Raw genomic sequence first — 12,590 nt, forward strand, 5'->3', positions numbered from 1 at the left:
CGCCATCAGCGCACCTTGCGCTCGTCCACCAGCGACGCCACCACCGACGGATCGGCCAGGGTCGAGGTGTCGCCGAGCTGGTCCGGCGCGTTCTCGGCGATCTTGCGCAGGATGCGGCGCATGATCTTGCCCGAGCGGGTCTTCGGCAGGCCCGGCGCCCACTGCAGGTGGTCCGGCGTGGCGATCGGGCCGATTTCCTTGCGTACCCACGCGACCAGTTCCTTCTGCAGTTCGTCGCTCGGCGCTTCTTCGGCCACCAGGGTCACGTAGGCATAGATGCCCTGGCCCTTCACGTCGTGCGGGAAGCCGACCACGGCCGCTTCGGCCACCTTCGGGTGCGAGACCAGCGCGCTTTCCACTTCGGCGGTGCCGATGCGGTGGCCGGACACATTGATCACGTCGTCAACGCGGCCGGTGATCCAGTAATAGCCGTCTTCGTCGCGGCGACACCCGTCACCGGTGAAGTAGCTGCCCGGGTAGGTGCGGAAATACGTATCGATGAAACGCTGGTGGTCGCCGTACACCGTGCGCATCTGGCCCGGCCAGGAGTCGCGGATGATCAGGTTGCCCTCGGTCGGGCCGTCCTGGATCTCGCCATCGGCATTGACCAGCGCCGGCTGCACGCCGAAGAAGGGCAGGGTGGCCGAACCCGGCTTCAGATCCATCGCACCGGCCAGCGGCGAGATCAGGATGCCGCCGGTCTCGGTCTGCCACCAGGTATCGACGATTGGGCAGCGGCTGTCGCCGACCACCTCGTAGTACCAGCGCCAGGCCTCCGGGTTGATGGGTTCGCCCACGCTGCCGAGCAGGCGCAGCGACGCGCGCGAGGTCTTCTTCACCGGTTCCTCGCCTTCGCGCATCAGTGCACGGATGGCGGTCGGGGCGGTGTAGAAGATGCTCACCTTGTGCTTGTCGATGACGTTCCAGAAGCGTGAGGTATCCGGGTAGTTCGGCACGCCTTCGAACATCAGCGAGGTCGCGCCGTTGGCCAGCGGACCGTACACGATGTAGCTGTGGCCGGTGACCCAGCCGACGTCGGCGGTGCACCAGTAGATGTCGTCCTCGCGCAGGTCGAACACCGCTTCATGGGTGTAGGCCGCGTACAGCAGGTAACCGCCGGTGGTGTGCAGCACGCCCTTCGGCTTGCCGGTGGAACCGGAGGTGTAGAGGATGAACAGCGGGTCTTCCGCGTTCATGCGTTCCGGTTCGCAGGTGGCCGGCTGGCTGTCCACCACATCGTGGAACCAGCGGTCGCGCGGGGCCTGCATGTCCACCGCGCCGCCGGTGTGGCGCACCACCAGTACGGTTTCAACCGTGTTCGTGCCCGGCAGCTTCAGCGCGGCATCGACGTTGGCCTTCAGCGGAATCCTGCGGCCACCGCGCAAGCCCTCGTCGGCGGTGATGATCAGCTTGCTCTGGCAGTCACTGACGCGGTCGGCAATCGAGTTCGGCGCGAAGCCACCGAACACCACCGAGTGGATCGCACCGATACGGGCGCAGGCCAGCATGGCCACCGCGGCGTCGACGATCATCGGCAGGTAGATGGTGACCCGGTCGCCCTTCTTGACGCCCAGGTTGCGCAGCGCGTTGCCGAGGCGGCAGGTGCGCTCGTACAGCTCGCGATACGTGACGTGCTGGGCCGGTGCATCCGGGCCGTCCGGCTCGAACAGCAGGGCGGTCTTGTCGCCGCGCGTTTCCAGCTGGCGATCCAGGCAGTTCACGCTGGCATTGAGTTCGCCATCTTCGAACCACTTGATGTGGAAGTCGGACAGGTCGTAGCTGACGTTCCTGATCTTCGTCGGCTTGCGCATCCACTGCAGGCGCTCTGCCGCCTTGCCCCAGAAACCATCCGGGTCGGTCACCGAAGCCTGGTACTGCTGTTCGTACGACGTCTTGTCGATGCGTGCCTTGGCGGCGAACTGCGGATCGACGGGGTAGATATCAGCCATGGCACCCTCACTTGCACGTTGACTTTGTGTGTGCGGTCGCAGCATCGCAGCGACCGATCCCCCTCAGTTTGCCCCATCCACCCCCGGTCGCGTCACCACTCTGGTTAGACCATGGTCGAAAGTGAGCGCCCAGCAGGGCCGGGTTCGACCAATGGCGAATAGCCGCTATACATAATCGCCCCGCAGTCTCGGCTCGACCGTGCCCCACGCGCGGCATCACCTTGCCACTTGGGAGAGAGGGCAACATGAGCCACCGTACGTTGAAAGCCGTGCGCACACCTTTGGCGGCCTGCCTGTTGGTCGCCCTGGTCGCACCGGGCATGGCGTTCGCAGAGACCGCCAAAGAGAAGGCACTGGAAGCACGCGTTGCCGAACTGGAACGCCAGGTCCAGCTGCTGCTGTCTTCGCAGCAACAACAACAGACCCAGATCAGCCAGACCCAGCAGGCCGTAACCGAAGTCCGCACGGTGCAGGCCGAGCAGAAGCCGGTCGCACAGGTGCCGGCCGGCAAGCAGCCCATCCAGGTCACCACCATCACCCCGGGCGCGGCGCCGGGCACCACGGTCAAGATCGGCGGCTTCATCAAGGCCGACTTCCTGGCCACCCAGACCAGCGATGGCCAGCTGGCCGACGACGCCACCGGCCGCTCGCTGTACCTGCCGGGCCAGACCCCGGTGGAAGGCGCTGGCGGCAACGGCAAGCGTTCGGGCACCGACTTCAATGCCCACGCCAAGTTCTCGCGCTTCAACCTGGGCATCGACAACGTGAGCGAATCGGGCAACAAGGCCGGTGCGTTCTTCGAGATGGACTTCTTCGGCAATTCACTGGGCAACCAGACCGCCACCAATACCTACGGTGTGACCCTGCGCCACGCCTACATGTACTGGAACAACTGGATGGCCGGCCAGACCTGGTCCAACTTCATGGACGCGGCCGCACTGCCCGAGGCGGTCGACTTCGTCGGCCCCACCGATGGCGTGATCTTCGTGCGCCAGGCCCAGGTGCGTTACACCCAGGGTGGCTTCAGCGTCGCGCTGGAAAACCCGGAAACCACCACCCTCACCGGGACCCGCAATCCGGTCACCGGGGCATGGACCAACGCCAGCGCCAACTCCGACCGTGGCAGCCTGCCCGATCTGACCATGCGCTATGGCTGGAAGGGTGATTGGGGCACCTTCGGTGTCGGCGGCATCGTCCGTCAGCTGAAGGTCGACAACCAGGCCACCGGCGCCAAGGCCGACAAGGTGGCTGGCGGCCTGACCCTGGGCGGCAAATGGGTGATGGGTGACAGCGATTCGCTGCACTACCAGCTGACCGGCGGCGAAGGCATCGCCCGCTACATCGGCCTGGGCATCACCGCCGACAGTGCCTATGACGTGGCCCGCGACGAACTCAACCCGACCGGCGTGCTTGCCGGCTACGTGGGCTGGCGGCATGCGTTCTCGCCGAAGTTGCGCACCAACCTGATCTACGCGCGCAGCGACTACGACAACGACAGCATCCTCGGCCCGCTGGTAACCAAGAGCGTGCAGAGCATCCGCGGCAACATCTTCTATTCGCCGCTGCCCAAGGTCGATATCGGTGCGGAGCTGATGTACGGCCGTCGCGAAGTGGAGAACGGCAACAAGGGTGACATCACCCGATTGCAGTTCACCACCAAGTACAGCTTCTAGAGGAGTGCCGACCAAGGTCGGCACCTATAGAGATTGCGTGCCGGCCAGCGGCCGGTACCTACCGAATTGAGTACCGACCAAGGTCGGCATCTACCGAGGGAAAACGCCCCATGTCCAGCACACCCAGTACCGCACACAAAGCGGGCACCCTGACCAAGGGTCACAAGAAGGTCATCTTCGCCTCGAGCCTCGGCACGGTGTTCGAGTGGTACGACTTCTTCCTGTACGGCTCGCTCGCGGCCATCATCGCCAAGCAGTTCTTCAGTGGCGTCAATGAAACCACAGGCATGATCTTCGCCCTGCTGGCGTTTGCCGCCGGCTTCTTCGTGCGTCCGTTCGGCGCGGCCTTCTTCGGCAGCCTCGGCGACCGCATCGGCCGCAAATACACCTTCCTGGTCACCATTCTGATCATGGGCATCTCGACCTTCCTGGTCGGCGTGCTGCCCAACTACGCTTCGATCGGTTTCGCCGCGCCGGTGATCCTGATCATCCTGCGCCTGGCCCAGGGCCTGGCGATGGGCGGCGAGTACGGCGGTGCCGCCACCTACGTGGCCGAGCACGCGCCGGACGACAAGCGCGGTCTGTACACCAGCTTCATCCAGTGCACGGCCACGCTCGGCCTGTTCATGTCGCTGCTGATCATCCTGGCCTGCCGTTACTTCCTGGGCAATGAAGCCTTCGAAGCCTGGGGCTGGCGCATTCCGTTCCTGGTCTCGATCCTGCTGCTGGGCGTGTCCGTGTGGATCCGCCTGCAGCTGAGCGAGTCGCCGCTGTTCCAGCAGATGAAGTCCGAGGGCAAGGGTTCCAAGACCCCGTTCCGTGACAGCCTGAAGGGCGGCAACCTGAAGCTGATGCTGCTGGTCCTGCTCGGTGCGGCGGCGGGTCAGGCGGTGGTCTGGTATGGCGGCCAGTTCTACGCGCTGTTCTTCCTCAGCAGCATGCTGAAGGTCGATGCCACCACCTCCTACCTGCTGATCGCGGCCGCGCTGGCGTTGGGCGTACCGTTCTTCATCTTCTTCGGCTGGCTGTCCGACCGTATCGGCCGCAAGAAGATCATCCTGGCCGGCTGCCTGCTGGCCGCCGTCACCTACATCCCGATCTTCAAGGGCCTGACCCACTTCGCCAACCCGGCCATCGAAGAAGCCCGCAGCAGCTCGCCGGCCCTGGTCGTGGCCGATCCGGCTACCTGCTCGTTCCAGTTCGATCCGGTGGGCCTGCGCAAGTTCACCAGCTCCTGCGACGTGGCCACCGCCGCGCTGACCAAGGCAGGTGTGCCGTACGACGTGCAGCCCGCCGCCGCCGGTTCGCTGGCGATGGTGAACGTGGGCAGCGCCAGCGTCACCTCGTATGAGGCCGCCGGCCTGACCAAGGAAGACGGCAAGGCCAAGGCCGATGCGTTCGGTGCGGAACTGAAGACCGCCCTGACCGCCGCCGGCTACCCGGCCAAGGCCGATGGTGCACGCATCAACATTGCCGGCACGGTGTTCATGCTGTGGCTGCTGGTGCTGTACGTGACCATGGTCTACGGCCCGATCGCTGCCTACCTGGTGGAACTGTTCCCGACCCGCATCCGCTACACCTCGATGTCGCTGCCGTACCACATCGGCAACGGCTGGTTCGGTGGCTTCCTGCCGGCGATCTCCTTCGCGCTGGTGGCCGGTACCGGCAACCTGTACTACGGCCTGTGGTACCCCATCATCATCGCGCTGATGTCGGTGGTGATCGGTGGCCTGTTCCTGCGCGAAACCAAGGACGTGGATATCACCCAATAACCGGCGTGCCGACCAACGGTCGGCACCCACCGGATTTCAGGGGCCGTGGTGCAGACCACGGCCTTTTCGTTTCCCTGTAGCGCCGAGCGATGCTCGGCGACCGCGCTACGCGCGGCACAAAATTCCGCAGACGCGAACAGACAGCGTTCAATGCCGTCATCGCGGTTGACAAGCATCCGAAGCCACACGCCATCTCGTGCCCATCGAGACGTGCCGCACGCCGTATAGTCGCGGCATGACCACCATTCCGCCGGCCGAGCTCCCCGCCATCCTGCACACCCTGCGCAGCGCCTGGCAGTCGCAGCGCCCCACGCTGGACCAGCGCGAGGCAGACCTGCGCCGCCTCCGCGAAGCGCTGAAGGCACGCCTGGACGATATGGCTGCGGCCATCGCAGAAGACTTCGGCCATCGCGCCCACGTTGAATCGAAACTGGCCGATGGCATGAGCGTGCTGTCGGCCATTGACCACCTGCGCCGCCACCTGCGACGCTGGTCGAAGCCGCAGCGGGTCGGTGCCGGTTGGCGACTGTGGCCGGCGCGCGCGCAGCTGCGACCGACGCCGTTGGGTGTGGTCGGGGTGATCTCGCCCTGGAACTACCCGGTCACGCTGGCACTGGTGCCGTTGGCTACCGCCATCGCCGCAGGCAACCATGTGCTGCTCAAGCCTTCGGAACATACGCCGCGTACCAGCGCGTTCCTGGCCGATCTGCTGGCCAGTGTGTTCCCGCCCGATCGGGTGGCGGTGGTGCAGGGCGGGGCGGACGTGGCCGCAGCGGTGTCGTCGCTGCCGTTGGACCATCTGCTGTTCACCGGCTCGACCGCCGTGGGCCGCAAGGTGATGGCCGCCGCCGCCGAGCATCTGGTGCCGGTCACGCTGGAGCTGGGCGGCAAGTCGCCGGCCATCGTCTGTCGCGATTTCCCGCTGGACAAAGCCGCCGCGCGGCTGGCCACCGGCAAGTGGTTCAACGCGGGCCAGACCTGCATCGCGCCGGATTATGTGCTGATCGATACGGTCCGCCAGCGTGAGTTCGTACAGGCGCTGCAGCAGCAGGTGCGCGAGCGCTATGGCGACTTCAGCAATGCCGACGACTACACGCGCATCATCAACGAGGGCCAGTACCAGCGCCTGCAGGGCTACTTGGTGCAGGCGCGCGAACGTGGCGTGCCAGTGATCCCGCTGACGCAGGTGGATCCTGCGCGCGCCGACCGCGAGCGCCTGCTGGTGCCGACCGTGGTGCTGGACCCGCCCGACGACCTGGACCTGATGCGCGAGGAGATATTCGGCCCGATCCTGCCCGTGCGGGCCTACCCGGACCTGGATGCTGCGCTGGCCGACGTGCTGTCCCGTGACCGGCCGCTGGCGCTGTACCCCTTCAGCCATGACACGGCCACGGTGGAGCGCATCCTCGGCCAGGTGGTGGCGGGCGGGGTGACGGTCAACGACACCCTGCTGCACTTCGCCGCCGATGGCCTGCCGTTTGGCGGGGTCGGGGCAAGCGGCATGGGTGCCTACCACGGGCGGGCGGGGTTCGATGCGATGAGCAAGCGCCTGCCCGTGCTGTGGCAGGCGCGCTGGGCGGCCAGTGACCGGCTGCGCCCGCCGTACTCGAAGATTGCGGGGTTGTTGAGGCTGTTGCTGCGGTGAAGCCACGCATGGCGTTGCTCTACGGAATCAGCGCCCGATTCTTCTGTAGAGCCGAGCCCACGCTCGGCTGCTCCTGGCTGGGTGCCTGATCAATGCAGCCGAGCGTGGGCTCGGCTCTACACGGGAATCCGGGCCGACCCCCATCCCGGCCACCCGGTTAGAATGCCCGCATGAAGATCGCCTCGTGGAACGTCAATTCGCTCAATGTCCGCCTGCCGCACCTGGAGCAGTGGCTCAAGGATTTCGGCCCGGACATCGTCGGTATCCAGGAAACCAAGCTGGAGGACCACAAGTTCCCCGACTCTGCGCTGATCGCCGCCGGCTACCGCAGCGTGTTCGCCGGCCAGAAGACCTACAACGGCGTGGCGCTGCTGTCGCGTGAGCCTGCACAGGACGTGCAGATCGGCATTCCCGGCTTCGAGGACGAGCAGAAGCGCGTCATCGCCGGCACCTTCGGTGACCTGCGGGTGATCAACCTGTACGTGGTCAACGGCCAGGACATCGGCACCGACAAATACGAGTACAAGCTGCGCTGGCTTGAGGCGGTGCATGCCTGGATCGCCGAAGAACTGCAGCGGCACCCGAAGCTGATCGTGATGGGCGACTTCAACATCGCCCCGGACGCGCGCGACGTGCACGACCCGGAGGTGTGGAACGACAACCACATCCTGACCTCCACCGCCGAGCGCGGCGCATTGAACAAGCTGCTGCAGCTGGGCCTGCACGACGGCTTCCGCCTGCACAACGACGAGGCGGGTACCTTCAGCTGGTGGGATTACCGCGCCGCTGGTTTCCGTCGCAACCTGGGCCTGCGCATCGACCTGACCCTGGTCTCCGATGCGCTGAAGAGCGGTGCGGTGGCTTCGGGCATCGACCGCGAGCCGCGCACCTGGGAACGTCCGAGCGACCATGCGCCGGCGTGGGTACAGTTGGGTTGAGTTGAGGTAGCGCCGGGCCATGCCCGGCGAGCGCAGCGGCGGCAGGGTGACGCCGGGCATGGCCCGGCGCTACCCCCCAGATCACCGTATGCTCTTGCGGGTGAACAGGTTGACGATCGCCAGCAGGATCACCGCACCGATCAGCGAGAACAGGAAGGTGCGGATGGTGATCGCTTCGTTGATGCCACCGCCGAACAGCCAGCCGGAAATCAGCGCGCCGACGATGCCGACCACGATGTTGAGGATGATGCCCTGCTGGGCATCGCGCTTCATGATGATGCTGGCCAGCCAGCCTACGATGCCGCCGACGATCAGCCAGATGATGATGCCCATGATCGAACCTCCGGTGGGGAACTGTGACCAGTTGACGCGCAGGGCTGTGAACCCGTCGTGGAATTGCGTGACGGGCGCGTGCGGATGAGCCTGCCAGCCACCCTCGATGGCCCGTGGCGCTTCGGTCCGGTGACGGTCTGGCGGCGTCCGCACGTGCCGGGCCAGCGCGGTGAACCGCAGGCCCGGCAGGTGCTGGCACAGGCATTGGGTGCCGACCCGGAGACGCTGCCGCTGGTCCGCGATGACAAGGGCCGGCCGGAACTGAGCGGCGCGCTGGCCCACTACGGCACCGGCTGGAGCCACAGTGGCGAGGTGCTGCTGGTGGCGCTGGGCGAAGGCGTGCGGCTGGGTGTGGATCTGGAACTGTTGCGGCCGCGGGCCCGCCTGCTGGAGATCGTGCAGCGCTTCTTCCACCCCGAGGAGGTGGCCTGGCTGGAAAGTCTGGACCAGGCCGGCCGCGAGCACTGGTTCTTCCGCGTGTGGTGCGCCAAGGAAGCCATCCTGAAGGCGCACGGCCAGGGCATCTCGTTCGGCCTGCACCGCCTGCAGCTGGCGCCGGGGGCCGATGGTGCCCTGCACCTGCGCTGGTGCGACCCGGAACTGGGCGAGGCCGCGCGCTGGCACCTGCACGAATGGCAGGCCAGCGGCCAGTTCCGTGCGGCGTTGGCCTGGTATCCGCACTGAAGCGGGGAATCAGCGCGCAAAACCGGCGATAATGCCGGCATGAGCGAACACCCACTTCCCGCCAGCGTGGCCGCCACGCTGGAACAGGGCCTGGCCAGCATGGGCCTGGACGCCGCACTGGCGCCGCCGCTGCTGCGCTACCTGGCCCTGCTGCACCGCTGGAACGGCACCTACAACCTCACCGCCATCCGCGACCCGCAGGAGATGGTCACGCGCCACCTGCTCGACTCGCTGGCGATGCAGCCGTTCGTGGCTGATGGCAGCCTGGCCGACCTCGGCACCGGCCCCGGGTTGCCTGGCATCCCGCTGGCGATCGCCTGCCCGGGCCTGCAGGTCACCCTGGTCGAGAGCAACGGCAAGAAGGCGCGCTTCATGCGCGAGGCGGTGCGCCAGCTGGGCCTGGACAATGCCCGCGTGGCCGAATCGCGCGCCGAGGCGCTGGACGAGGCCGGCCGCTACGACCAGCTGACCGCGCGCGCGATGGATACCCTGGCCGGCATCGTCCGCGTCGGCGGCCACCTGCTGCGCCCCGGCGGCGTGCTGCTGGCCATGAAGGGCGTCTACCCGCATGAGGAGATCGCGGACCTGCCGGCTGGCTGGAAGGTGCGTGAAGTGACCCCGCTGAGCGTGCCCGGCCTGGCCGGCGAACGCCACCTGGTCACTGTTACAGGTCCCTGATTCCCGCCGCCAGCCCTTTGTGGAACAACGGGTTGGCGATTCACGATTTCCGCAAGGGGCCGGTTGTACGCATAATGACCGGTCCCAGCACACGTCGACGAGGCACACCCGCATGGCCCGCATCATCGCCATCGCCAACCAGAAGGGTGGCGTCGGCAAGACCACGACCGCCGTCAACCTGGCCGCTTCCCTGGCCAACGCACCCAAGCGCGTGCTGTTGGTCGACCTGGATTCGCAGGGCAACGCGACCATGGGCAGTGGCGTGGACAAGCGTGAGCTGGCCGCTTCCACCTACGATCTGCTGCTGGGCGAGTCCAGCGCCGCCGACGTGCGCGTGCAGACCGCCGAAGGCTACGACCTGCTGCCCGGCAACATCGACCTGACCGCCGCCGAGATCCAGCTGATGGCGCAGAGCGAGCGCGAGCAGCGGCTGAAGCGCGCGCTGGCACCAATCCGCGACGAGTACGACTACATCCTGATCGACTGCCCGCCGGCGCTGTCGCTGCTGACGCTCAACGCGCTGGCCGCCGCCGATTCGGTGATCGTGCCGATGCAGTGTGAGTACTACGCGCTGGAAGGCCTGAGCGCGCTGGTGGAAACCATCGATGCGCTGCGTGCCAACCTTAACCCGGCGCTGGAGATCGAAGGCGTGCTGCGCACCATGTTCGACGTGCGCAACAACCTGGCCAACGCGGTCTCGGCCGAGCTCACCGAGCACTTCGGCGACCGCGTGTTCCGCACCATCGTGCCGCGCAACGTGCGCCTGGCCGAGGCGCCCAGCCATGGCCAGAGCATCGTCGGCTACGACCGCGCCTCGCGCGGTGGCGTGGCCTACCTGGGCCTGGCCGGCGAGATCATCCGCCGCAACAACGAACGCAACAAGGCCACCAAGGCCGTGGAGACCGTCTGATGACCAGCAGCAAGCCGGCAGCCAAGAAGCGAGGCCTCGGCCGTGGCCTGGATGCGCTGCTGGGCCCGAAAGGCGCGGTCAGTCAGGTGCAGGCCACCACCGCGGTGATCGAGCCGCTGCCGGGTGAAGTGCTGCGCAAGCTGGCCGTGGGCCAGTTGCAGCCGGGCAAGTACCAGCCGCGCCGCGAGATGGACGAGGGCAAGCTGTCCGAGCTGGCCGACTCGATCAAGTCGCAGGGCGTGATCCAGCCGATCCTGGTGCGCCAGCTGCCCGCCGGCAACTACGAAATCGTCGCCGGTGAGCGCCGCTGGCGCGCATCGCAGCTGGCCGGCCTGGACGAAGTGCCGGTGGTGGTGCGCGAGCTGGAAGACCGCACCGTCATTGCGATGGCGCTGATCGAGAACATCCAGCGCGAAGACCTCAACCCGCTGGAAGAAGCCGAGGCGCTGCAGCGCCTGATCAGCGAATTCACCCTGACCCATGCCGAGGCCGCCGAGGCCGTCGGCCGCTCGCGCGCGGCGGTGTCCAACCTGTTGCGCCTGCTGGAGCTGCCGGTGGCGATCCGCCTGCTGCTGGAAACCCGCCGCCTGGAAATGGGCCACGCCCGCGCGCTGCTGACCCTGGCCCCCGAGCTGGCCGGCAAGCTGGCGCAGGAAGCGGCCGATGAAGGCTGGTCGGTGCGCGAGGTCGAGCGCCGTGCGCAGGCCTTCGCCGCCGGCAAGGTGCCGAGCAACCGCCCGGTCGCCACGCCGAAGGTGCAACAGGCCGACATCGCCTCGCTGGAAACCGAGCTGTCCGAAGCGCTGGGCGCCAAGGTGGCGATCAGCCACGGCCGGGGCGGCAAGGGCAAGCTGATCATCCACTACACCGACCTGGATACCCTGGACGGCGTGCTGGAAAAGCTGCGTACGCGCCAGGGCTGAGCCCGGCGCCACATCACGCCGGCCGACGCATCCCCGCGACGTCGGCCACGCCGATGGCAGCGGGGTGCTTTGATCGAGACCCGCGATGACCATCCTGCTCACCGGCGCTGCCGGCTTCATCGGTGCCTACACCGCCCGCGCGCTGCTGGAGGCGGGCCAGCCGGTGGTCGGCCTGGACAACTTCAACGACTACTACGACCCGCAGATCAAGCGCGACCGCGTGGCAGCGCTGTGCCCGGCGCTGGACCTGCGCACCCTGGACCTGACCGACCAGCAGGGCTTGGCGGCACTGTTCGACGAGGTGAAGCCGACCGCGGTGATCCATCTGGCCGCGCAGGCCGGCGTGCGCTATTCGCTGGAAAACCCGCATGCCTACGTCGACAGCAACCTGGTCGGCTTCGTCAACATGCTCGAGCTGTGTCGCCACCGTGGCGTGCAACACCTGGTCTATGCCTCCAGCAGTTCGGTCTACGGCGATTCGGCCACGCCGCCGTTCTCCGAGGACCAGCGCGTGGACCAGCCGCGCTCGCTGTACGCGGCGACCAAGGCGGCCAACGAGCTGATGGCCTACACCTACGCGCAGCTTTACGGCCTGCATGCCACCGGCCTGCGCTTCTTCACCGTGTATGGCCCGTGGGGCCGGCCGGACATGGCGCCGCTGCTGTTCTCGCGCGCGGTGCTGGCGGGGCGGCCGATCGACGTGTTCAACGAAGGCCGCATGCAGCGCGATTTCACACATGTCTCCGACATCGTGTCGGGTATTCTCGGCGCGCTCGCGCATCCGGCCGATGGTCCGGTACCGCACCGGGTGTTCAACCTCGGCAACCATACGCCGGTCGAGCTGGAGCGCTTCATCAGCGTGATCGAGCAGGCGGCCGGCCGCCCCGCGCAGAAGGTCTACAAGCCCATGCAGCCCGGCGACATGGTACGCACGATGGCCGACACCCGGCGCGCCCATGACGCATTCGGCTTCGATGCGGTGACCCCGATCGAAGAAGGGTTGCCCCCCGTCGTGCAGTGGTGCCGCGAGTATTTTGGCGATCGCGCCTGAGGAGGGATCCTCACACAGCCGGATTCATCTTCGG

General features: G+C 66.9%; 11 protein-coding genes. 9 read left to right on the forward strand and 2 right to left on the reverse strand.

The window, feature by feature from the left end:
* Window positions 1-5: 5 nt before the first annotated feature.
* The gene (acs, locus tag G5A07_RS02490; RefSeq protein WP_049413195.1) at window positions 6-1,949 is read right to left on the reverse strand and encodes an acetate--CoA ligase; all 1,944 of its coding nucleotides are present in this window, start codon (window positions 1,947-1,949) and stop codon (window positions 6-8) included.
* A 245-nt stretch (window positions 1,950-2,194) separates the two neighbouring features.
* On the opposite strand from acs, the gene G5A07_RS02495 reads away from it, so the two are divergent.
* The 4 genes from G5A07_RS02495 to xth all read left to right on the forward strand — a co-directional run bounded on the left by G5A07_RS02495 (window position 2,195) and on the right by xth (window position 7,977).
* On the forward strand, window positions 2,195-3,622 hold the full coding sequence (locus G5A07_RS02495) for a DcaP family trimeric outer membrane transporter (protein WP_125437861.1): 1,428 nt from the start codon (window positions 2,195-2,197) through the stop codon (window positions 3,620-3,622).
* A 110-nt stretch (window positions 3,623-3,732) separates the two neighbouring features.
* Window positions 3,733-5,394, forward strand: coding sequence for an MFS transporter (locus tag G5A07_RS02500; protein WP_043399645.1), 1,662 nt, complete (start codon window positions 3,733-3,735; stop codon window positions 5,392-5,394).
* A 235-nt stretch (window positions 5,395-5,629) separates the two neighbouring features.
* A complete protein-coding gene (locus tag G5A07_RS02505; RefSeq protein ID WP_191862615.1) occupies window positions 5,630-7,039 on the forward strand; it encodes a coniferyl aldehyde dehydrogenase in 1,410 nt (469 codons plus the stop codon).
* A 170-nt stretch (window positions 7,040-7,209) separates the two neighbouring features.
* On the forward strand, window positions 7,210-7,977 hold the full coding sequence (gene xth / locus G5A07_RS02510; RefSeq protein WP_043399639.1) for an exodeoxyribonuclease III: 768 nt from the start codon (window positions 7,210-7,212) through the stop codon (window positions 7,975-7,977).
* An 81-nt stretch (window positions 7,978-8,058) separates the two neighbouring features.
* Here the strand turns inward: xth and G5A07_RS02515 are convergent, their stop codons facing one another.
* Window positions 8,059-8,310, reverse strand: coding sequence for a GlsB/YeaQ/YmgE family stress response membrane protein (locus G5A07_RS02515; RefSeq protein ID WP_005411656.1), 252 nt, complete (start codon window positions 8,308-8,310; stop codon window positions 8,059-8,061).
* Window positions 8,311-8,394: 84 nt separating this feature from the next.
* Between G5A07_RS02515 and G5A07_RS02520 the strand changes: the two genes are divergently transcribed.
* The 5 genes from G5A07_RS02520 to G5A07_RS02540 all read left to right on the forward strand — a co-directional run bounded on the left by G5A07_RS02520 (window position 8,395) and on the right by G5A07_RS02540 (window position 12,556).
* Window positions 8,395-8,994: a 4'-phosphopantetheinyl transferase superfamily protein gene (locus G5A07_RS02520; protein ID WP_049454213.1), complete on the forward strand. Its 600-nt coding sequence runs from the start codon at window positions 8,395-8,397 to the stop codon at window positions 8,992-8,994.
* 39 nt (window positions 8,995-9,033) lie between these two features.
* The gene (gene rsmG / locus G5A07_RS02525) at window positions 9,034-9,672 is read left to right on the forward strand and encodes a 16S rRNA (guanine(527)-N(7))-methyltransferase RsmG (protein WP_010482382.1); all 639 of its coding nucleotides are present in this window, start codon (window positions 9,034-9,036) and stop codon (window positions 9,670-9,672) included.
* A 112-nt stretch (window positions 9,673-9,784) separates the two neighbouring features.
* On the forward strand, window positions 9,785-10,582 hold the full coding sequence (locus G5A07_RS02530) for a ParA family protein (RefSeq protein WP_010482381.1): 798 nt from the start codon (window positions 9,785-9,787) through the stop codon (window positions 10,580-10,582).
* On the forward strand, window positions 10,582-11,505 hold the full coding sequence (locus G5A07_RS02535; RefSeq protein ID WP_019338308.1) for a ParB/RepB/Spo0J family partition protein: 924 nt from the start codon (window positions 10,582-10,584) through the stop codon (window positions 11,503-11,505). The genes G5A07_RS02530 and G5A07_RS02535 overlap by 1 nt, the downstream gene beginning before the upstream one ends.
* An 85-nt stretch (window positions 11,506-11,590) precedes the next feature.
* On the forward strand, window positions 11,591-12,556 hold the full coding sequence (locus G5A07_RS02540) for an NAD-dependent epimerase/dehydratase family protein (RefSeq protein WP_005411650.1): 966 nt from the start codon (window positions 11,591-11,593) through the stop codon (window positions 12,554-12,556).
* Window positions 12,557-12,590 lie beyond the last annotated feature (34 nt).

This window comes from Stenotrophomonas sp. AS012628 (genome assembly GCF_010608305.1).
Classification (GTDB): domain Bacteria; phylum Pseudomonadota; class Gammaproteobacteria; order Xanthomonadales; family Xanthomonadaceae; genus Stenotrophomonas; species Stenotrophomonas geniculata.